This window comes from Rhodococcus jostii NBRC 16295 (assembly GCF_001894825.1).
Taxonomy (GTDB): Bacteria; Actinomycetota; Actinomycetes; order Mycobacteriales; family Mycobacteriaceae; genus Rhodococcus_F; species Rhodococcus_F jostii.
In genome coordinates, this window is record NZ_BCWY01000028.1 from 1 (window position 1) to 21021 (window position 21021).

Consider the following 21021-nt stretch of genomic DNA (forward strand, 5'->3'; position numbering starts at 1 on the left):
GACGTGACCGCGCCGCCGCCGGGGCTGCAGGCCGAACGCACGGTGCTGGCGTGGCGTCGCACGCTACCGGCGGTCTGCCTGTGCCTCGCCGCAGTCGTGCGCGCCGCGCTCGTGCACCCGCACATCGCCCATGCCGGTGCGGTCGCCGGAGTCTGCGTCGCTGCCGCGTCGGTGGTCGCAGGCGCCGTGACGCGGCACCGCCGATACCGTCGGCGCGCCGACGACCCCCGCCCACTCGGCCTTCTGATACCCGCCGCCGTCAGCGTCGCAATTTTCGCGACGTCCGGTGCCGCCCTGGCCGCCTTGGCCTGACAAACCGGTGTCCTGCGGGACATCTCACACTCGTATCCCGATCCGACAGAGGAGATCAGCTGTGTCGCAATTGCCACTCTCAGAACTTAAATGGACGCTCGGATTCACCGACCCGGCGCAGGTCCGGCGGCAGGCGACGGCCGTCGGCGAGACCGGCCCCACGCGTCGAGTCTGGCGCGGCGACGGTCCGCGCTGGGAACCGCCGGAGCAATTGCAGGACCTCTCACGGCTCGCCGTCGAGACCGGAGGCGGGGGAGCGAGCACCCTGTACCAGTTCCTCGTCGACGCGCATTCGGACGGGATGATCGTGCTGCACCGCGGCGCGGTCGTCTACGAGCAGTACCTGCACGGCCTCCGCCGTCAGGACCTGCACCTGACCGCGTCGATGGCCAAGGCCTTCATCGGCCTGCTCGCCGGGATTCTCGAGGACCAAGGGTTGTTCACGCGAGAGGACCTCGTGTCCACGTTCGTTCCCGAGTTGGCGGGAACGGCATTCGGCGACGCCACCATTCGTCACCTGCTCGACATGACGACACAGGTGGCATACGGGGGACGAGAATTCCATCGAGAGGTCGAGGCGCACCGGTGGTGGGCGGTGGTGGCCCCCGCGATGCGGCCCGACGGATACGACGGGCCGACGACCCTGCTCGACCGATTGACGACGGCCCGCGCGACCGGTCCGTACGGCGAGGTCTTCCACTACGAGAACGGAAGCTGCGAGGCGATGGGTGCGCTGATCAGCCGCGTCACCGGCACGACCGTCTCGGACCTGCTGAGCGAGTTGATCTGGTCGAAGATCGGCGCCGACGAGGACGCCCGGTACATCCTCGACGCCGCCGGCGTCGAAACCGCCTGCGGAGGGTTCGCGGCGACACTCCGGGACATCGCCAAGGTAGGGGAGGTGCTCCGCTGCGAAGGCGCTCTCGGCGACCGCCAGATCGTCCCGGAATCGGTGGTGCGCGCGATCAGCACCGTCCCCGAGGGAGCCACCGCTCAGGTGCGGTTGCCGCGTGCGTCGGCGAATTCGCCTGCTACGATGAGCTACCGGGACTACTGGTGGATTCTCAACGACCCGTTCGACTCCTTCATGGCCAGCGGAATCCACGGCCAGCGGTTGTTCGTCTCCCGCCAACTCGACCTCGTCGTCGCACATTTCGGGTCACAGATCATCTCGCCGTGCGTCGAGACCCCACCGTTCCCGGCGGTGTTCACGCGGCTCGGAACCCAATTGGCGTTGACGGGCGTCTGACGGCTCGCCGAACCACGGATCGGCCGGTGGTCAGCCGCGGCCGACGTAGGGCATGCGGGAGGCCATGATCGTTATCGTCGGCACGGTGACGTCGAGGGGGAGTTCGACCAGTCGGGTGACTGTGTCTGCGACGTACCGTGGATCGAAGGTGGGTTCCGCTCGCAACGATCCGTCCGGTTGGCGGGCGGATTGGCCGATCCCCGCGGTCATGGCGGTCTCGGCGTTCCCGATGTCGATCTGGGTGCAGCAGATGTCGTGGTCGCGGCCGTCGAGTGCGATCGACTTGGTCAATCCCGACACTCCGTGTTTGGTTGCCGTGTAGGCCACGCTTGCCGGTCGTGGCGTGTGCGCCGACAATGAACCGTTGTTGATGATGCGTCCGCCGCGTGGGGTCTGCGACTTCATCATCCGGACCGCCTCCCGTGAGCAGAGGAAGACCCCCGTCAGATTTGCGGCGACCGTCCGGTCCCAGTCCTCCGGTTCGATCTCGTCCACCGCACCGGACGGGCCGAATGTCCCCGCGTTGTTGACGAGTACGTCGAGGCGGCCGAACCTGTCGGCGACGACGGCAAAGAGATCGTGCACCGACTGGGGTGACGAGACATCGCACGGCACCACGACCGCGCGTTCGTGACCTTGCGCTGTCTCGCCCAGCCTCGCCCGCGTCCGTCCTGTCAGCACCACGTGATGCCCGGCATCGAGCAGTCCGGTCGCGATGGACCGCCCGATTCCCGAACCTGCACCCGTCACCACGACGACTCGTTCCGTCACGTCCACTCCCTATCCAATGGTTCTCCGTGAACCTCACCGAGATTGTCCCCGATCGTCGGTATTCACACGCCGCTATTGGGTCGGCCGGCGGTGCACTCAGGAATCACGGTGCGCCTAACCCTGGAGAGGGAGACGGTGGTCGGCTTTCCTGTCTCGGTGACCATCGCAGACATCGCAGACATCGCACCCCGCACGGCACTGCAGCAGCGCTACTGGGACGCCGCCCTCACCGAACCCGCACAGTGGAATCCGATTCTGGAAGCCCTGCACACGCACCGGTCGGTCCGCCGCTACCTGCCCGATCCGGTGGCCGACGAAACCCTCGACGTACTCGTCTCGTCGGCGCAGTCCGCCGCCACGTCGTCGAACCTCCAGGCGTGGAGTGTCGTCGCGGTCCGCGACCCCGCCCGCAAGGCCCGGCTGGCCGCCCTCGCGGGCGACCAGGCCCACATCGTCGAGGCCCCGGTGCTGCTGGTGTGGCTCGCCGACTTCGCCCGCGTCCGCCAGCTCGCCGACGATCGAGGTGCGCCGATCGAGGGCGCCGACTATCTCGAGAGCAGCTACATCGGATTCATCGATGCCGCGCTCGCAGCGCAGAACGCCGTGACCGCCGCGGAGTCACTCGGGCTGGGAACGGTATTCATCGGCGCACTCCGCAACAAGCCCGAGGAGGTCGCCGCGGAACTCGGACTTCCTCCCCACGTGTTCGCGGTGTTCGGTCTCGTCGTCGGGCATCCGCATCCGGACGCCGACGCCCAGATCAAACCCCGCCTGCCCCGGGCGGCGGTGTTGCACCACGAGACGTACGACCTGCCTGTCCAGCGCGACCACGTCGACGCCTACGAGGGCCGCATCGCCGCCTTCTACGCGGCGCAGCATCTCGAACATTCGTGGATCAGCCGGGTCCTGGACCGACTCGCGTCCGGCGCGCGGCTGAACGGCCGGGACCGGCTGAAGGAATCGCTGATCCGCCTCGGGTTCCCACTTCGCTAGAGGCGTCCCGGGGTCGGCGGTGCGAGGCGGCGGGCCTTCACCGAAGTGTAGCGTCGCATACGGGAGGTCACCGTCATGGCGAGAACCGGTGCGTTCTGGGACGGCGTCGAGGGCCGCACCCCGATGCCGCAGGCGGCGCGCACTCTGGGGTTCGAGCTGATCGACGCCGATCCCGACGCGGGGACGATCACGGTGCAGTTCGAGGGCGCGCAGGCGTTCACCAATCCCTTCGGAGAGGTACTCGGGGGCTTCCTCGCCGCCATGCTCTACGACACACTCGGTCCGGCTCTGCTGGCGACCCTGCCGGACGGGCAGTTCATCGAGACCCTCGATCTGCAATGCTCGTTCACCGCGCCTGCCCGTCCGGGACGCCTTGTCGGGCGGGGGCGGGTCGTCGCACGGGACGCCGATATCGCGACGCTCGACGGCTCGTTGATCGACCACACCGGAACCGTCGTGGCCACCGCCACTGCTACCGCCAGGGTCGTCGTCCTCGACGAGGGACACGAGCAGTAGCCTGCGCGGCCCGTCCTTGCGTCGAGGTCAATTCCATGCCGCTCCAACATGATTCCTGTATCAGGGGATTGGTCGTGCTGACGCATGGGTCGTGGATCCCTCATCCCTGTGCATGCGGTTTCCGCACCGGTCGGTATGTGAGGTAGACGATGTCGCCATCGACGGTCCGGGTGTCGACCAGCCGCACGAGTGTCTTGTCGCTGGTTTCGCCGAAGAGTCGCTTGCCGCGACCGAGCACCACCGGGAAGACCATCAACCGCAACTCGTCGACGAGGTCGTGCTCGATCAGCGTGCGCATGAGCTGGAAGCTGGCGTAGACGCGGATGTCGCCTGCAACCTCGTGCTTCAGCGTCGAAACCTCTTTCACCACATCGCCTTCGAGGACCGTCGAGTTGCTCCAGCCGGGATCGTGAAGGGTCGAGGAGGCGACGTACTTGGGCAAGGTGTTCACTCTGTCGGCCAAGCCACCACGCCGGGGTTGCCACCGCGCGGCGAAGAACTCGTAGCTGCGCCGTCCCAACAGCAGGGCCTCGGAATGCAGCGCCTCGCCGAGCTTGACCGCGTACAGCTCTTCGCGATCCTCGAGATGGCCGACCCACCCGCCGGCTCCGAATCCTTCTTTACCGTCGGGGTCCTGAATGACGCCGTCGAGCGGGGCGAACTCGCTCATGATGATCTTTCCCATTTCGGTTCTCCCTCGCCTGTGGTGTCAGATCACTCATGTAGACACGGCGACATCGGGAAAGTGGGCGCCGGCCGACCGCCCAGTTCACCGCTCGGCCGGTGTCGATATCAGCTATGGGTATGCGACAAAGGTGCGGGAAGAAGGTGGTGTCGGTGGAGCCGGTGACGACGGAGCTGATCGCACGGGCGCGATCCGGGGACGGGGAGGCATTCCGAGAGCTGACCGAGCCGTACCGCCGCGAGCTGCTGGTGCACTGCTATCGGATGCTCGGATCCTTCCAGGACGCCGAGGACGTCCTGCAGGACACGCTGCTGGCCGCCTGGCAGGGCTTCGCAGGCTATGGGCGACGCGCCTCACTGCGCACCTGGCTCTACCGGATCGCGACCAACCGGTGCCTCAATGCGCGTCGCGCCGCGAGCCGACGCGCCGCGAAGGAGTGGGACATGTCCAAGGTTGAGCCGCCCGTGCCGACCCGGCTCGGTGAAGTCGTCTGGCTCGAGCCATTTCCCGACGCCCTTCTCGAGGGGGCGATCGGCCCCGAGGCCCGCTACGAGCGAACCGAATCCATCTCCCTGGCTTTCGTCACCGCTTTGCAGACCCTGCCGCCTCGCCAACTGGCCGTTCTCGTTCTGCGCGACGTCCTCGGATTTCATGCGGACGGGGTGGCTGTGATGCTCGACTCGACCGTGGAATCGGTCAACAGCGCTCTCAAACGGGCCCGTGCCGGCCTGCGGAGCCGCAGGGAGTCACCGACCACCGAGCGCGACCTGGCTCCCGTTCCCGACTCATCCTCCGAGCGCGCGCTTGTGGAGAAGTTCGTCCGCGCCTACGAGTCCGGGGATCTGGGCGGACTGGTCGCCTTGCTCACCGACGACATCTTCGTCTCGATGCCGCCGATTCCGCTCGAATATCAAGGCCGAGCTGTCGTGGCCCGCCTCTTCGCGAGCATCTTCAGCTCGGGCAGGAGGGTCGATCTCGTCCCGACCAGGGCCAACGGGCAGCCGGCGTTCGGTGCCTATCTGCGTACCTCCACCGGCATCCGCCACGGATCGGGCCTGTTCGTGCTCACACTCACCGGCGACCGCATCTGCGCCTTCAGCAGATTCGAGAGCAGCATGCTTGCCTCATTCGGGCTACCGCGATCGCTCCCGAGCCGATAACGATCTCACGTTCGGATGAGGAACCGGCGTCTCTGACTGGAGGTCGCCGGACATCGGCCCGGCGACCTCCAACGAAACCCGTTCGGTGTTCCCGCTCAGTTGAGCTTCTGCGGCACACCGTAGGTCATGACGGTGTCACCGTTCTCCGTCACGGCCATCGCGTACGGCCGGATGGTGACCGGTCCGATCGCTCCGGAGATGGAACCGTGGACGCCCTGCATGCGCACCAACGCCTCGGGTCCGTCGAACTCCTGGCCCTCGAGCAACGGGACCGTGGTGATACCGCCCGGCTCGAGGTCGATGTCCAGCTCCTGCGACGGGATGATGTCACCTGCCAGCTCCGCGTTGGTTCCTGCATTCAGGTCCAGCGTGAAGTCGGGGACAAGTCCCAGGTTGATTCCGTTCTCCGACCCGATCGCGAACCCGAGGCCGGGCGAATTGAGGACGATGGTGGCACCGGCCAACGCGACCGGGTAGCCGATCTGGTAGCCCACCGTGAGCTGTGTCCCCTCGAACTCCGCCGCGTCGGGGCCGCTGATGTTCACCGCGGCGTACCCGTTGTGGAAGAACTCGACGCTGGTCGGAACACCGTCGAGCGGCGGAACGACTTGATACTGCGTGTCGCCCTGCAGGACCTCGATACGGTTGCCGTCCGCGTCGATGACAGAGCTGGAATTGTCGATACCGGCCGAGGCGGTGCCATTACCCATCACCATCGCGAGCACCGAGATGCCCGCGACCGCCGCCAGGCGGGTGAGGCGTTTCTTTCCGGGTCGAGCCGTGCTGGTCTTCGTCATGCCGATCCCCATTCAGTTTGTACTGCAACCGATATGAAAAAGCATGCAGAGCGTAACCATTCGGAGTCTGCGCCGTCTCGGTGTTGTTCAGAAGTTCACGCGCGTTTCGTATGGTCCGCCACCGCTGACCTGGTAGTTCGCGGCACAATGGGCGGTCCGGATTCGTCCGCCGATCGATCGGGCAGGGTGTCGCACGGGAATCCGTTGCTGTTCTAGCCGAAACGAGTTCCCGCAAGGGCACACGGGACGCGTTCGCTATGCCGGGATACGTACCTTCCGTGTGATCGCTGCGACGCAGAGCAGGCTGAGCAGGGTGACCGCGGTGAGGTACAGGGTGATCGGTGTCGACGAACCCCAGTTTGCGTACAGCGCGGCGGCCACCGTCGGAGCGAGCCCGCCGCCGAGAACCGACCCGATCTGATAACCGAGCGAGGCACCGCTGTACCGGACCTCGGCGCTGAACAGTTCGGTGAACAGCGCCGCGATCGGGCCGTAGACGATGCCCATGAACACCGCGGTGCCGAGCAGGGCGAGCATCATCACCGCGGGGTTCCCGAGGTCGATCAGCGGGAAGAGCGCGGCCGCCCAGAGAGTCAGCCCCACCGACCCCGTGACGAGGAGTCGCCGTCGGCCGTACCGGTCCGACAGCGTCGACGCGACGGGGATGACGATCAGCCACACGAACGAGGCGACCAGCGTGAAGACGAGTACGAGTGTCTTACTCATACCCAGGACTTTCGTCGAATACGACAGCAGGTACGCCATGAAGATGTAACCGACGGTGTTGATTCCGATGAACGCGCCGGCGGCCAGGAGCACTTCGCGGAGGTTCTCCCGCAGGACGGTGACGATCGGCAGTCGCTGATCGCGGTGTGCGCTCTTGACCTCTTCGAAGTCGGGGCTCTCGGTGATGGTGAACCGGATGACGAGCCCCATCAGCACCATCACTGCGCTGGCCAGGAAGGGAACCCGCCAGCCCCAGGCCAGGAACGCTTCCTCGCTGAGGCTCGTCGACACGCCCAGGAACACGAGGTTCGCCAGGATCAGGCCGCCGGGCACACCCATCTGCGGAAAGCTGCCGTAGAAGCCCTTTCTGTTGGCGGGCGCGTGCTCCACCGCCATCAGTACCGCTCCACCCCACTCCCCGCCGACGCCGATTCCCTGCACGAAGCGCAGCGTGACCAGCAGTATCGGCGCCCAGACGCCGATGGTGGCGTAGGTGGGGAGCAGCCCGATACCGACGGTCGCGCCACCCATCAGCATCAGGGAGAGGACAAGCATGGACTTGCGTCCGATGCGGTCGCCGAAATGGCCCATCACGACGCCGCCGATCGGTCGTGCGATGAATCCGACGGAGAACGTCGCGAACGCGGCCAGCGTTCCCGCGATGGAGGAGAAGGACGGGAAGAACAACGGGCCGAACACGATTGCCGCTGCCATGCCGTAGATGAAGTAGTCGTACCACTCGATGGCGGTTCCGATGAGGCTGGCGCCGGCCACCTTCAGCGGGCGGACGGTCGTCGGTGATGTCACGGAGAGATGGGTGGAGGTCATGTCGATTCCTTCGAGGACGCCGGGGCAGCAGACGTGCTGCCCCGGCGGGATGGTGACGGGATGCCTACCGAACTGCCGAACCCACTAGTTCAACGTCACCTCGCTCGACTTGCGCGCGTCGACCGACTGTTCGGTCAGGCTGTCGGTTTTGCACTGGAAGTTCCGGTACATGTCCATCTGGTCGCTGTAGTGCCGTGACCGCGTACCGTCCGGTGCGATGAATCCGCTCTGGCCGGGCGGTCCGACGGTGCAGAGGTCGGCGATGCCGTCGCCGAGCACGATGCGGTCGTTCTGGGTTCCCCGGTTCATGTACGGCGACAGGGACAGCACCTCGTCGCTACCGGCCTGAGGGACGCCCAGGTAGTTCTTGTAGTCGAACCGGTTCGCGCTGACCGGCATCTTCCAGGCGGCGGCGTCGGGGCCCTGCTGGGTGCGTAGTGTGTCCACGGCCTGGCCGAACGTCGATCGGAGGACGGACTTCGGGTCGGCGCCGTTGAAGAAGTCGGTGGTCTGCGGAACTCCGGACTCGTTGCCGCGCAGCGCGTTGTAGACGAGTTTCGTCGCCTCGGCGGGGCGCGCGGTGCCGGCGGCGGGGTACACCTTGGCCGCGTACGAGTCGTATACGTCCTGCGGAAGGTCGTCGCGGATCACCGCGTCGAACAGGATCGGCAGCCACGTCCGCATGATCGCCGGTGCCGGGCCGTCGTACACGCCGTCCGAATTGTCGTCAGTGGCCTGTCCGTCCCAGTCGCGGAGCAACTTCACGCCCGCGGCAACGGGGTCGCTGTCGGGAAGTTGCTCGGTGGCCTGGGTGAGGTACGGCAGCAGATAGTCGACGTTGAGGTCGGCAAACGACGTCTGCCGGTTGATGTCCCAGATCTCGCCGGGGGTGAAGTGGTCCTTGGCCTCGAGGCGAGTGGTGATCGCCTGCACGCGGTCGACGGGGGACCAGTTGTAGCCGTCGGCGAGCGCACCGGCTGCGGACTGGTTGTTCCAGTTGGCGAGGTAGCCCTGTTCTGGGTTGTACGACTGCGGGTTGTCCTCGAACGGGCGGATGCCCTCCCACTCCATGCTGCCGTCACCGATCGCCGGAAGTCGAAGGTCCTGCCCGGCCGGGCGGACCGGCAGTCGACCGGGGGATACATAACCGATGTTTCCCTGATTGTCGGCGTAGTACCAGTTGATGGTGATGGCCACCTTCTTCGCCTGCTCGAGGAATTCGTCCCAGCTCGTGGCCTTCATGATGTCGATCCAGGCGACCAGTGACTGGATCTCGTACCCAGCCCAGCTCTCCTTCAGGGAGTAGGCGCTCCCGTTCGGGGTGTCGAAACTGGTGACCCGGCCGTGGACCGTCGAGTAGACGGGGTACGCCACGTCTGCGCCGCCTCGCACCTTGATCGTCTCGTTCCGGACCTCCATCGGCCGGTACTCGCCGTCGTGCCGGTATGCGTGCTCGTTCGCGGGATCGAGCACCTCCTGATAGACGTCGTTGACGTCGAGCGGCCCGGCGGTGGCGCCCCACGAGATCGTCTTGTTGGTGCCGAACAGGACGGTCGGGACGGCGTAGGGGGTGTTACCCGCGACGTCGAAACCGGCGCCGTGCAGGCCCACCCCGTAGACGTAGGACGGGTTGAACCAGCCGAATTGCGGTCCGTTCATCAGGACGGACGTGCCGTCGGTGGTCTTGTCGGCGCCGACCATCCACAGGTTGCTGGCCTCGGGTTTCATGTGCGGCCATTCGCCTCCGCCCGCGTTCTTCATCCGGGTCAGATTCGCGTCGGGCAGGGCCTGGGTCACGTCGGAGAGCCCGGCTTCCTGGGACATTGCATGCGGCTCGTCGGATGAATCGGACTCGTCACGCGGAACCGTGGTCGGAGCGCCGGGATCTTCCTCGGGCCAGATCAGCTGGTCGAAGAGTTGCCGGCCCTTCTCGTCGCCGTTCTTCGCCTGCAGGCTCCTGAGGACCTGGAGGTTGGCGAGTTCACTGCTCGACTGGGAGAATCGGTTGGCCATGGTCTGCACCCAGACCATCGCGACGTCGTACCCGGTCCAGTGCTCCGGCCGGAAATTGCCGTCCAGGAACTGCTTTGGCATCAGGTGTGACGGATCCGCCTCGACCTCGTCGATCCGCTTGTTGAACCCCTCGGCGTAACCGTCGAAGATGTCGCGCTCATCCTGCGGCAGCCCGTTGAGTTGATCCTTGATCGACTGTGGATCGATGCTGTTACGCGCCGTCTTGTCGATCTCGACGTAGTCCGGTCCGAGCACCTCGGCGGCCGTGCCGACCGACGACCGCTTGGCCATCTCCATCTGGAACAACCGATCCTCGGCAACCGAGTAGCCGTAGCCCGAGTACAGCGCGCGCGTGGTGTCGGCGTACACGTTGGGGATTCCGTAGCCGTCCCTCTTCACGGTGATACCGGATGTGGGGGACTGCTGACCTTCGGTTGCCGTGCAGGCCGTCAGCAGCACGCTGAGTCCGACCCCGAGGGCCAGCACTGCCCTCGTCGTCTTCATCGACAACCTCGGGTCCGGTCCGTCGCAGACCGGTGGCGATCACATCGATACATCTCGCTCCTATAACCGTACGTTCGGTTGGTATATCGGGGTATTGTGTCGTGAAACACGATCGTCGTCAAGAGTGGTGGTGGCCTCCGGATTCGATCCCGGCGATACTGTGGATGCTGGCACGATCCACATCGCACCTTGCGGTCCCGGAATATCGGTCGGACCGCCGCGACGCCTCAGGCCAGGACTCGACGCGGTAGTGCCGGCGTGTAAATCGCCCGAATCCTACTGAACCAGAATTAGTTTCGGTGCGGCGGCCTCGATCCCGCGCGGTACTCGCGCCGTGAGCGTCGGCGTCATGGCCGGTCGGACATGGTGATCTCCGCCGTCGGCGTCAGGATGTTCTGGTGGTAGTCGGAGATCGAATCGACGAGCGCAGATACAGCGGGAGCGGCGAAGTGCTCAGGATCCCAGCCGGCATAGAGGGTGACCGCGAGGACGCCCTCGGGGATTCGGATCGGCACTCGGATGAGATCGAAGAGGGGTTGGTCTGTCAGTACCGCAACCCCCAGTCCTGATGCGGCGAGCGCTCTGGCCACGGATGTCACCGACACAACTCGGGGGTCGACGTAGGCGAGGCCTTGACTGGCAGTTGCGGTGTCGAGTGCGAGTCGGGCTGCGTTGTTGCGGTGCATGAGGATGAGTGACTGTTGAACAAGGTCCGCTACGGCGACGTTGGGCTGTTCGGCCAGGGGGTGATCCCGTGCAGTCAGCGCGCACACCGGGGCGCGGCCGATCACTCGGGTCTCCATCGACCCGGGCGGTGGGAACGTCGAGATCCCGATGTCGGCATCTCCGCGGTGGACGGCGTCGTACACGATGCGTGTGTCCCGCTCGATGATGTCGTTCAGTCCGGACCTCAGGTATCGACCAGCGAGATACGGTGCGAGGACATCGGCGATGGTGGTCGCCGGCGCCGCGATCGTCAGCGGTATGTCGTCGCCTCGGGCGAGGTGCCTGAGTACTGCGCTCGCTTGGTCGGCCCGCGCCACGAGGTCACGCGCGAGGGGCAGGAAACGTTCGCCCGCGACGCTGAGACGCATTGCGCCCGGTCCGCGGCGAAACAGATCGACGCCCAGCTTCTGCTGCAAATTGTGGAGTTGCCGAGAGAGCGAAGGTTGCGCAACTCGCACTGCTCGGGCGGCCGCTGTGACCGACCCGTGGTCGACGACGGCCAGGAAGTATCGAAGTACGCGAATTTCCACCATGCCTCCCAGGCATCGGTCCGCTGCGAAATGGATATTGGACGGTTATATCAGCACTCCGCACACTTATCTCCACGCACGTGACTGTGAGCTGCTCGTGGCTCCGTTTCTTTCGAGGAGAAGGCATGAACGCTATACCTGGACCGGATCCGGACGTGGTCCCGAACCTGCGCGGGGCTCGAAGGGCAGGCTTCGGTGCGTTGATCGGCACCACGGTCGAGTGGTACGACTTCTTTATCTTCGGCACCGCGGCCGCACTCGCTTTCGGGCACGTGTTCTTCCCGTCGGCATCGCCGACCGTGGGATTGCTCGCCTCGTTTGCGACGTTCTGGTCGGGTTTTCTGGCCCGCCCGCTCGGGGGAGTGATATTCGGTCATCTCGGAGATCGGATCGGCCGGAAGAAGACGCTGATCACCACCCTCGTTCTGATGGGTCTGTCCAGTACCGCCATCGGACTGTTGCCGGGCTACGCATCGATCGGCTTTGCAGCCCCCGTACTGCTCATCCTGCTCCGAATGGTTCAAGGACTCGCCTTGGGTGGCGAGTGGGGTGGTGCGGTGTTGATTGCCGCCGAGCACGCGCCCCCTGGTCGACGCATGCTGTTCGGCGCTTTTGCGCAGCAGGGATCGCCCGTAGGAAACATCTTGGCGACCCTGGCCTTTCTGGGCGTCAGCACACTCCCGGCTGACGATTTCGCCGCCTGGGGGTGGCGGATCCCATTCCTCTTCTCAGCGGTACTGCTTCTGGTCGGGTTGATCATTCGAATCGGTGTGGAGGAATCACCGGAATTCCTTGCGGCGAAGGAACATGGGGAAATTTCCGAGGCGCCGGCACTCGAGACTGTCCGAACCGCTCCCGTCCCACTCCTTCTCGGAATCGGGGCCGCCGCGATCGGTGTAGGCGGGGCCTATTTCATGGGCACGTTCATGGTTGCGTGGACGACCACGGACCTGGGTGTCAGCCGATCGACGATCTTGTCGGCCTTGCTGCTGGCAACGGTCGTACAGTTCTTCGTCCAACCCGTCGGCGCACTCCTGGCGGACCGCTTCGGGGGTTCTCGCATCATGGTGACGGCGCTGGTCGCCACGGCGATTTTGACTCCGCTTGTTTATGCGTTGGTCGGCACCGGGGAGATTGGTCTGATCTACGTCGGCCTCGCCCTCGGCGCTCTGACGAGTCCGGCATACTTTGCGGTGCTGGCCGGCTTCCTCGCGCAAGCGTTCGACGCCCGGATCCGCTATACCGGCATCTCTTTGGCCTACCAGTTGTCTGCAACGTTGATCGGCGGAATGGTGCCGTTCATCGCTCAGTGGCTACTCGCCGGCAGCGGCATCGCAATGGTGGCGGGGTACCACGTGGCCCTCACGTTGCTCACCTTGGTGTGTGTGGTCCTGCTCGCCCGGCGAACTCGGACCCAGCACGCCCCTCACTCGGAGCGCACAGATGTCAGCCTCGACGTCGCGGCCGACCGTCACATCGTTGCCGAAGTCGACTGAACACCATCATCATCACCACCACGAGATAAGGATTATCCCATGGACACACCGACACAACCCCACATCGTTCGCGGACGGCGAATCCTCACTTCCGCAGCGGAATCCGCCAACGCGATAGCGTTGATCGGTGACCGTGTGGTCGCGGTCGGCCAGGCCGACGATCTGCGCGGACAGTTCCCCACGGCGCGGATGGACGACAGGGGAGACGCCGTGATCTCACCCGGATTTCACGACGCACATCTGCACCTCGCAATGGCTGCAGACAACGAACTGAAGCTCGACGTGTCACCCGCGCAGGCATCCTCGCTCACACAACTCCTCGACCAGATCGGTACGGCAGCCAAGGGCGAGCCCGCACAAGGTTGGGTCCGCGCTGTGGGCTACGACGACGCAAGGATGCCGGAAGGTCGTGTTCTCACGCGCTGGGACCTGGACGCCGTCACCGGAGACGTACCCACGATCGTCCTTCACGTCGCCTGCCATTGGGGAGTCGTGAACTCCGCCGCGCTGGCGGCGGGTGGGATCACGGACAACTCGGAGCCGCCCAGCGGGGGTGACTTCGGCCGAGACGGAACCGGCCGACTCAACGGCATCCTCTATGAACGCGCACTCACCGACTTCGCCTACGCCCAAGGCAATGTCGACGGCCGAACCGTCGTACCACAGCTGGGACTCGACGAACGGGTGGCAGCCCTGGGGCGAGTGATTCAGCGATGGCACGCAGCAGGACTGACGTCAGTGTGCGATGCCTTCGCCGGGCCCGAGGACATTGCTCTGTTCTCGGCTGCTCGCGAGCAGGGCCTGCTGACGATGCGTGTCGGATTCCTTCTCGCCGCCGAGCACTACGACGCGGTGCACAGACTCGGTCTTCGCTCGGGTTTCGGCGACGACCACCTCCGCTTCGTCGGAGTGAAGGCGCTCGTCGATGGCGCTGTCGGCGGCCGAACACTGCTGCTGGAAGACCCGGACCACGATGCAGGGCATCACGGCATCCAGGTGCTCACTCGTGCGGAACTTGCAGACGTCGTCCAGAAAGTGCACGGCGACGGTAACCGGGTCTGCATCCACGCCAACGGTGACCGCGCAATTCGCCTCGTCCTCGATGAACTCGAAATCGCGCAGCAGAATATGCCGCGACCCGGAGTGCGGCACCGCATCGAACATTGCAGCGTGGTGGACGCGGACATCCTGCGACGAATGCACGACCTATCCGCGATCGCGGTACCTTTCGGCAACTATGTCCATCAACATGGTGGCCACCTGATCGACTGGTACGGCGAGGAGCGCGTGGAGCGGATGTTTGCGCACCGAGCGTTTCTCGATGCGCGGGTAGCCGTGGCGGGGTCCTCCGACTTCCCCTGTGGTGCAGTCGAACCGCTCCTGGCGATGCAGAGCATGGTCACTCGAACAGGGTGGGATGGTGTCCTCGTCGGACCATCGCAGCGAATCTCGCCGACCGAAGCCCTCTCGATATACACAGCAGGTTCCGCAATTGCCACCGGGGAAGAAGACCGCAAGGGCACCCTGGCCGCAGGCCGGCTCGCCGACTTCGTGGTCCTGGACGACGATCCACTGGAAGTGCCGCACGACCAGATCTCGAAAATCGGTGTCCGATCGACATTTGTCGGGGGTGTGGAGGTCTACACCCGAGGCTGAGATCATGACCGCCGTGGCGGACATGGTCGCCACGGCGAGGGTTCGGTCAGCGCTCGTGTTCGCTGGGTGCGATCGAACGGAGGAACCGGTCACGGTCGACGATCGCCCGGTCGATCTCGCCTGCCGCGACAATGGTCCCCGAGCTGTCGACGGCCCGCACTGCGAAGGTGAGCCGGTGGCCGACAGCGGCGGCCGGCGGCTCGGCGGTGATCTCGACTTCGGCACCGACCGGCGTCGGGACGCGGTGCTCGATTCGTATGGCCGTTCCGACCGTCGTCTGGCCCGCCCCGATGAACGGTGCAGCGCAGACTACGGTGGCCGCCTCCATCCACGCGATCAGCCGTGGGGTCGCCAGCACCGGAACGTCACCGCTGCCCAGCGCGGTCGCGGTATCGGCCTCGGTTACCTCATAGCGCACCGTGAGAACGGTACGCCTGGGGGCGCCGCGCGTCCGGTCGATTCGGTGTGTGATGTGCGGGATGTCGCGATCGCCCACCCGACGTGCGCGCTCCCTTACGCGAGGATGACGAGTTGCCGGGTCGCGCGGGTCATCGCGACATAACGGTCGACGGCTCCTTCGATGCCGTCGCCGAACGACTCCGGATCGACGAGGACGACGAGATCGAACTCGAGGCCCTTCGACAGTTCCGGGGTCGACGACCGCATGCGGGTTGTCGCCCGGAACGTCGGATCCCCGATGACACAGGCGATTCCGTCGGAGTTCGATTCGAACCAGGTGTCGAGGATCGAGTGCAGATCCGACGCAGATCCGTGCACGACGGGGATGCCGCTGTGGCGGATGGAGGTCGGCACGTTGGCGTCCGGAAGCGCGGCCCGGATGACCGGCTCCGCTTCCGTCATGATCTCTTCCGGAGTCCGGTAGTTGACGCTCAGGGCGGCCAGGTCGATCCGGTCGAACCCTATCCGCCCGAGCCGTTCCTTCCATGACTCCGTGAAACCGTGCCGTGCCTGGGCGCGGTCCCCGACGATGGTGAAGCTCCGGGACGGGCAACGGAGCAACAGCATCTGCCACTCCGCGTCCGTGAGTTCCTGAGCCTCGTCCACCACGATGTGCGCGAACGGCCCGGCGAGCAGGTCGGGGTCGGCGCTCGGCAGGGCGGACTCATCGACGAGGGTCTCCTGCAAATCCTGGCCACGCAGCATCGACATCACCAGCAACTCGGAGTCGTCGGCCGCGATCAGGTCGTCGACGACACTGCTCATACGCGCGCGTTCGGCCGCGACGGACGCGTTGTACCGCCGTTGACGACGGGACGCCTCCGGGTCTCCGAGCCGCTGCCGTGCCGCGTCCAAGAGCGGCAGGTCGGACACAGTCCAGTTCTGGGCGTCCGCGCGCTGCAGTTTCCGGACCTCGTCCGGGCTGAGCCAGGGCGCGCACTTGCGGAGGTAGGCGGGCACCGACCACAGGTCGGCGACGAGGTCGGCAGCTTCGATCATCGTCCACGCGTTGTCGAGGATCGTGCGCAATTCGTCGTTCTGCAGCAAAGACTTCCGGAGCTGGGCCGGCGGAACATCACCCTCGCACTTGTCCACCAGGATCGTGAGCAGCAGTTCCCAGATCTGCTCACGCGCTTCGTTGTGCGGAGTACCGGGTTCCGGTGCTTCGAACGCCTCGGCCCAGTCGTCGGGGCTCAGCCAGATGTCGGACCAGTCGGTCGCGACCGTCATCCCCTTCGTGGGTGGCTCCTCGTAGAATCTGACGGCCGCTTCGATCGCCTTCACCAGATCCGCGGACGACTTCAGGCGAGCCACGTCCGGGTCGGATTCGATCTTCGCGGTGGAACCCTCGGCCACGAGGTCCCGCAGGGTGCAGAGTTGCACGCCCTCCTCGCCGAGGCTGGGCAGGACATCGGCGACGTAGGCCAGGTAGGGCTCGTGCGGGCCGACGAACAGCACGCCGTGACGGAGTCGAGGGTCGGAATAGAGCAGGTACGCGGCGCGGTGCAGCGCGACGACGGTCTTGCCTGTGCCCGGGCCGCCGTCGACGACGAGGGCGCCGCCGGATCCCGCCCGGATGATGGCGTCCTGATCGGCCTGGATGGTGCCGAGCACGTCCCGCATCCGCGCCGACCGGTTGCTACCCAGGCTGGCGATGAAGGCGGACTGGTCGTCGAGGGCGGCGTTCCCTCCGAACCCGTCCGACGTGAACACCTCGTCCCAGTAGTCGCCGACCCGCCCGCCGGTCCAGCGGTACCGGCGACGGCGCGTCAGTCCCATCGGGTTGGCGTGGGTCGCCCCGAAGAACGGCTCGGCCGCGGGGGAGCGCCAGTCGACCAGCAGCTGATTGCCCGCGCTGTCCATGAGGCCGAGACGTCCGACGTACACGGGCTCGGGGTTCTCTGCGGTGACGATGTGGCCGAGGCACAGGTCCAAGCCGAAGCGACGCAGGGCGCGCAGTTCCGCAGTCAGCTGGTGGACCATCATGTCCCGCTCCAACGCCTCCTGGCCCAGGCGGCGGGGCGCCTTGCGTTCGGCATCGATGCGGTTCGACAGGTCGGCTATCGACTGTTCGAGGCTGTCCGCGATCGCGAACAAATGCCGCTCGTCGCCGGCGATCAGTGTCGGGTCAGCCTTGGGCGCGAGGTGGTCGGGAAGGTCGAACACGCTGGTGGTCAGGGGGCTCACGGCAACAGCTCCGATCTGAGGTTCGTGGTGGTGGATCCAGATTCTCGGCTGGTCGAGTCGAGCAGCAGCTTCGCGGCCACCGTCGCCCCGTCGGTGCGGATCGCGCCGGCGACGGCGGTCGCTCGGGCGCGGGTCTCAGCGGTCAGCGTCGCCCTGAGTGCGGCCGACAGGGACTCGAAGGTCGGAGTCGGACCGTCGTGCGCGGTGCCGATGCCCAGCGCGGCCACCCGGCCGGCCCAATACGGCTGATCCACCGCCTGGGGTATCACCACCTGCGGCGCGCCGGCCCGGGTGGCCGTCGTGGTGGTGCCCGCGCCGCCGTGGTGCACGACGGCCGCCACCTGGGCGAACAGTGCCTGCTGGTTGACCTCGCCGACAGCGAAGCAGTCGTCCTGGTCGTCGATCAGGGCCAGGTCGGCCCAGCCGCGGGCGACGAGTGCGCGGTGGCCCTGCGCGCGGATCACCTCGATGGCCACCTGGGCGACGTCCGTCGATGCGCGCATGGGCATGCTGCCGAAGCCCACGTACACCGGTGGTGTTCCGGCGTCCAGGAACGCCACCAGTTCGTCCGGGAGCGGGCGTTCGTCCGGCAGGATCCACGCGCCGGTCTGCACGACGTCGAGGTCCGCCGGCGTCTGCCACGGGTCCAGGGCCGGGTCCGTCGCCAGCCACGGCTGCTCGCCGATGACATAGTCGCGGACGTTGTCGACCGGCGGCAGGCCGATCGACGCCCGGTGAGTGTCGAGCGCCTCGCCGAACAGCGCGTCGATGCTCTGGGAGTCCAGGTCCCACAGCATCCGGTTATCGGTCACCTCCGGCGGGAACGGCCGGCCTGGATACGCCAGTGGCGGGTGGTACGGCGACGGCAGGGTGAGCTGCTGGAAGGCCGCGTATACGTACCGGATGCCGAGCTTCTCGGCCACCGACCGTGCGCCGGCCGCGGCAGGCATCACGCCGGTCGCGACCAGTGCGTCACATCCCTCGGCCGCGGCGGTGATCGCGGCGAACTGGCTGGCAATCAATTCGGATGCTCGCCGGGGCAGGTCAGTCGACGACGGCGCCGCCGCGGTGGTCAGCGCGCGCGCCGACTGGCCGAAGGGCACCATCGGCACGCCGACCCCGGCGAGCCGCTGCGCGAAATCCTCGTCCGGTGGTGCGCACACCCGCACCTCGGCGCCGAGTTCCCGCAACGCCACCGCCAGACCCACCAGCGGTTCGACGTCTCCGCGCGACCCGTACGTCGACAACAACACACGCAATTCGTCTACTCCCACTTCGTCGGTTCCCGCTTCGATTCGACGATTCTGCGGCACGACCCGGGCCTTGCCGCAAGACCCCCTGTGCGCTATAAATTGAAAGTGGAAGAGGTTGTACTTCGCTTCCTTCATCGTCCGATACGGACGGAAACTTCCTTGCAAGCGACGAGACGCCCCATGTGGCGGGCGAGGCGTGAATCACGGACGCGCCGCCTCGAGTAAAGCCCCGTTGACTCGACAGATGCAAGATTACGTAGCACGCGTTCGTCCCGGCGCACCAAGGATTTCGGGCGCCAGGACGAACTCGTTGTTGCTGACTACAGTTGGTGGTTGTGACGGCGCGGTTACACCATCCGGCGGTTGTCGTCGGTTTGGAGGCCGAGGATGAACTCGGCGTGGCTTTCGAAGCCCGCCTCGCTCATCACTCCGTGAGCGGAGATGGTGTTCAGGTCGCGGAGGAGTTTCGACAGGATGCTGTCCTCGAGGATTGCGCCGGCGCCGGCGTGCCGGAAGGCGCGGGTGACCACCTCCACCGAGGTTTTCGCGGCAAGTGAGGCGGCGGTCTGCATCTGGTCGAGCAAGGGGAGTTGGACCCGGCCGCAGGCGTCGACAACGTCGTTGACCTGGTGCAGGGTGTCGATGCACAGGCTGCGGGCGGCGCGGATGCGGGCGTCGAGTTCGCCGAGTTCGCGTCGGAACCAGGTGAGTTCGGTGAGGGCGGGGGGTTGTTGCAGGTTGATGCGTCCACCGCGCCGGATCTTCGGTGCGGCGGTGATGATTTCGTCGAGCGCGCGGCGGGCGGCGCCGAGGACCATGCCGGGATGCATCTGCAGCACGAACGGCACCATGCCGAGGCGGGACAGGGCGGTATCGGTGCGTCGGCCCTCGCCGAGCGGGTCGTAGATCATGTCGTCGGGGACGAAGACCTGCTCGGCTTTGAAGCTGCTGCTGCCGGTGCCGCGCATGCCCAGGACTCGCCAGTCGTCGAGGACATCGATCTCGGCGCGGGGCAGAAGCGCTGCCCGGCGAACGGTCTGACCGTCCTCGTGGTCGATGAGGAAGGTGGCGGTGACGTAGTCGGCGTGGTGCAGGCCGCTGACGAAGTCCCAGCGGCCGCTCATCACGTACCCGCCGTCGACCCTCGTTGCCGTGCCGGGTTTGAGGGAGCCGGCCTTGAGGGCGATGCCGGAGGCGAAGATCTTCCGGGCGGTGTCGTCGCTGACGACGGTGGCGAGTTCGCCGGCACCTTCGAGGAGGATGGTCGCGGTCCAGGCGGTGGCGGGGTCGATGTGCCCGATCTTCTCGATCACCTCGAACGCGGTCACCGCATCGACGACGTTGCCACCGAGATCGTCGGGAGTCATGATGCCGAGGACCCCGGAATCGCGAAGGGCATTGATGGAGCGGTCGCTCAGGCGGCGTCCCGCCTCGGATTCGGCAGCGCCGGCGGCGAGTTCGTCGCGGATGGCGTCGACAGCGGCCAGTGCGGTGGCGCGGCGGTCGACACGGGCGAGCGGCCAAGCACTCGGGGCGGTGATGGTCATGGTGGCGGGTTCCTTTTCAGCTGGTGGGTTCGGGTCGGAAGATCCGAGAATTCACATTCGGACCGGGGTTGGCAGGGGAGTGTGGATCCCGAACCGGCGATTGCGGTAGGCGAGGGTTTGGGTGTGTTGCTGCTCGAGCGTGACCACGTATCCGAGGACTATGACGTGGTCGCCGCCACCGACGATCCGGGCGACGTCGCAGCCGAGCCAGCCGGGGACGTCGAGCAGGCGCGGCAGTCCGGTTTCGGGATGCCAGGGCGTCTGAGCGAACTTGTCGATGCCGCCGGTGGCGAAGTTGAGCGCGAGTTCCTGGTCGCGTTCGCCCAGGATATTGACTCCCATCCGGCCGGTGGCGGTGATGGCGGAAAGCACCCGCGAGCGTCGGTCGAGGGCAACGGTGACCATGGGCGGGGTCAGCGACAGCGAACTGAAGGCGCTGACCGTGGCCCCGACCGGGGTGTCCTCGTTCATCGCGGTGATCACCGTGACCGGTGAGCACAACGAGGCCATCGCATCCTTGAATGCATCGGCGATCGACGCCGAGCAGGACGTGCCCGTGGAGTCCGTGGTAATCGTCATGATTCCCTCACTTTCGTGGTCTGCTGTCGGGAGT

At 66.2% G+C, this 21021-nt stretch carries 18 protein-coding genes; 7 read left to right on the forward strand and 11 right to left on the reverse strand.

The genetic code is table 11. From position 1 onward, the window contains the following. On the forward strand, nucleotides 1–312 hold a 312-nt coding region (locus tag RJ1_RS18980), incomplete at its 5' end, for a DUF202 domain-containing protein (RefSeq protein ID WP_255284892.1). Between the two features lie 61 nt (nucleotides 313–373). Next, entirely contained in the window at nucleotides 374–1561 is a 1188-nt protein-coding gene (locus tag RJ1_RS18985) for a serine hydrolase domain-containing protein (RefSeq protein ID WP_073362576.1), read from the forward strand. A 30-nt stretch (nucleotides 1562–1591) separates the two neighbouring features. Here the strand turns inward: RJ1_RS18985 and RJ1_RS18990 are convergent, their stop codons facing one another. Next, the gene (locus RJ1_RS18990; protein ID WP_073362578.1) at nucleotides 1592–2338 is read right to left on the reverse strand and encodes an SDR family oxidoreductase; all 747 of its coding nucleotides are present in this window, start codon (nucleotides 2336–2338) and stop codon (nucleotides 1592–1594) included. 129 nt (nucleotides 2339–2467) lie between these two features. On the opposite strand from RJ1_RS18990, the gene RJ1_RS18995 reads away from it, so the two are divergent. Beyond that, on the forward strand, nucleotides 2468–3325 hold the full coding sequence (locus tag RJ1_RS18995; RefSeq protein WP_073362580.1) for an NADPH-dependent oxidoreductase: 858 nt from the start codon (nucleotides 2468–2470) through the stop codon (nucleotides 3323–3325). A gap of 75 nt (nucleotides 3326–3400) precedes the next feature. Further along, nucleotides 3401–3841 (forward strand): PaaI family thioesterase, encoded by a 441-nt coding sequence (locus RJ1_RS19000; RefSeq protein ID WP_073362583.1) that lies wholly within the window; start codon nucleotides 3401–3403, stop codon nucleotides 3839–3841. A gap of 100 nt (nucleotides 3842–3941) precedes the next feature. On the opposite strand, the gene RJ1_RS19005 is transcribed toward RJ1_RS19000, so the two are convergent. Beyond that, the gene (locus tag RJ1_RS19005; protein WP_073362586.1) at nucleotides 3942–4526 is read right to left on the reverse strand and encodes a dihydrofolate reductase family protein; all 585 of its coding nucleotides are present in this window, start codon (nucleotides 4524–4526) and stop codon (nucleotides 3942–3944) included. 152 nt (nucleotides 4527–4678) lie between these two features. Between RJ1_RS19005 and RJ1_RS19010 the strand changes: the two genes are divergently transcribed. Further along, entirely contained in the window at nucleotides 4679–5686 is a 1008-nt protein-coding gene (locus RJ1_RS19010) for an RNA polymerase subunit sigma-70 (protein WP_240320078.1), read from the forward strand. A gap of 95 nt (nucleotides 5687–5781) precedes the next feature. Here the strand turns inward: RJ1_RS19010 and RJ1_RS19015 are convergent, their stop codons facing one another. The 4 genes from RJ1_RS19015 to RJ1_RS19030 all read right to left on the reverse strand — a co-directional run bounded on the left by RJ1_RS19015 (nucleotide 5782) and on the right by RJ1_RS19030 (nucleotide 11813). Further along, nucleotides 5782–6483: an MspA family porin gene (locus RJ1_RS19015; protein WP_073362592.1), complete on the reverse strand. Its 702-nt coding sequence runs from the start codon at nucleotides 6481–6483 to the stop codon at nucleotides 5782–5784. A 255-nt stretch (nucleotides 6484–6738) separates the two neighbouring features. Continuing rightward, nucleotides 6739–8037 (reverse strand): MFS transporter, encoded by a 1299-nt coding sequence (locus RJ1_RS19020; RefSeq protein ID WP_073362595.1) that lies wholly within the window; start codon nucleotides 8035–8037, stop codon nucleotides 6739–6741. Between the two features lie 84 nt (nucleotides 8038–8121). Then, nucleotides 8122–10554 carry a penicillin acylase family protein gene (locus tag RJ1_RS19025; protein WP_073362597.1) on the reverse strand — a complete coding sequence of 811 codons (2433 nt, stop codon included), beginning with the start codon at nucleotides 10552–10554 and terminating at the stop codon, nucleotides 8122–8124. A gap of 347 nt (nucleotides 10555–10901) precedes the next feature. Beyond that, nucleotides 10902–11813 (reverse strand): LysR family transcriptional regulator, encoded by a 912-nt coding sequence (locus RJ1_RS19030; protein WP_240320079.1) that lies wholly within the window; start codon nucleotides 11811–11813, stop codon nucleotides 10902–10904. A gap of 122 nt (nucleotides 11814–11935) precedes the next feature. On the opposite strand from RJ1_RS19030, the gene RJ1_RS19035 reads away from it, so the two are divergent. Both RJ1_RS19035 and RJ1_RS19040 read left to right on the forward strand, forming a co-directional pair. Continuing rightward, nucleotides 11936–13306 (forward strand): MFS transporter, encoded by a 1371-nt coding sequence (locus RJ1_RS19035; protein ID WP_073362600.1) that lies wholly within the window; start codon nucleotides 11936–11938, stop codon nucleotides 13304–13306. Nucleotides 13307–13345: 39 nt separating this feature from the next. Continuing rightward, nucleotides 13346–14962 (forward strand): amidohydrolase, encoded by a 1617-nt coding sequence (locus RJ1_RS19040; protein ID WP_073362603.1) that lies wholly within the window; start codon nucleotides 13346–13348, stop codon nucleotides 14960–14962. A 46-nt stretch (nucleotides 14963–15008) separates the two neighbouring features. Here the strand turns inward: RJ1_RS19040 and RJ1_RS19045 are convergent, their stop codons facing one another. The 5 genes from RJ1_RS19045 to RJ1_RS19065 all read right to left on the reverse strand — a co-directional run bounded on the left by RJ1_RS19045 (nucleotide 15009) and on the right by RJ1_RS19065 (nucleotide 20987). Then, complete coding sequence (locus tag RJ1_RS19045; RefSeq protein WP_073362771.1) at nucleotides 15009–15380, reverse strand: thioesterase family protein; 372 nt, start codon at nucleotides 15378–15380, stop codon at nucleotides 15009–15011. Nucleotides 15381–15475: 95 nt separating this feature from the next. Then, complete coding sequence (gene helR, locus RJ1_RS19050) at nucleotides 15476–17608, reverse strand: RNA polymerase recycling motor ATPase HelR (RefSeq protein ID WP_073362606.1); 2133 nt, start codon at nucleotides 17606–17608, stop codon at nucleotides 15476–15478. Then, nucleotides 17605–18867 carry a glycosyltransferase gene (locus RJ1_RS19055; RefSeq protein WP_073362774.1) on the reverse strand — a complete coding sequence of 421 codons (1263 nt, stop codon included), beginning with the start codon at nucleotides 18865–18867 and terminating at the stop codon, nucleotides 17605–17607. Before RJ1_RS19055 ends, helR begins: the two co-directional genes overlap by 4 nt. Before the next feature lie 341 nt (nucleotides 18868–19208). Beyond that, nucleotides 19209–20408 (reverse strand): acyl-CoA dehydrogenase family protein, encoded by a 1200-nt coding sequence (locus RJ1_RS19060; RefSeq protein WP_073362608.1) that lies wholly within the window; start codon nucleotides 20406–20408, stop codon nucleotides 19209–19211. A gap of 51 nt (nucleotides 20409–20459) precedes the next feature. Then, the gene (locus tag RJ1_RS19065; RefSeq protein ID WP_073362611.1) at nucleotides 20460–20987 is read right to left on the reverse strand and encodes a flavin reductase family protein; all 528 of its coding nucleotides are present in this window, start codon (nucleotides 20985–20987) and stop codon (nucleotides 20460–20462) included. Between the last annotated feature and the right edge of the window lie 34 nt (nucleotides 20988–21021).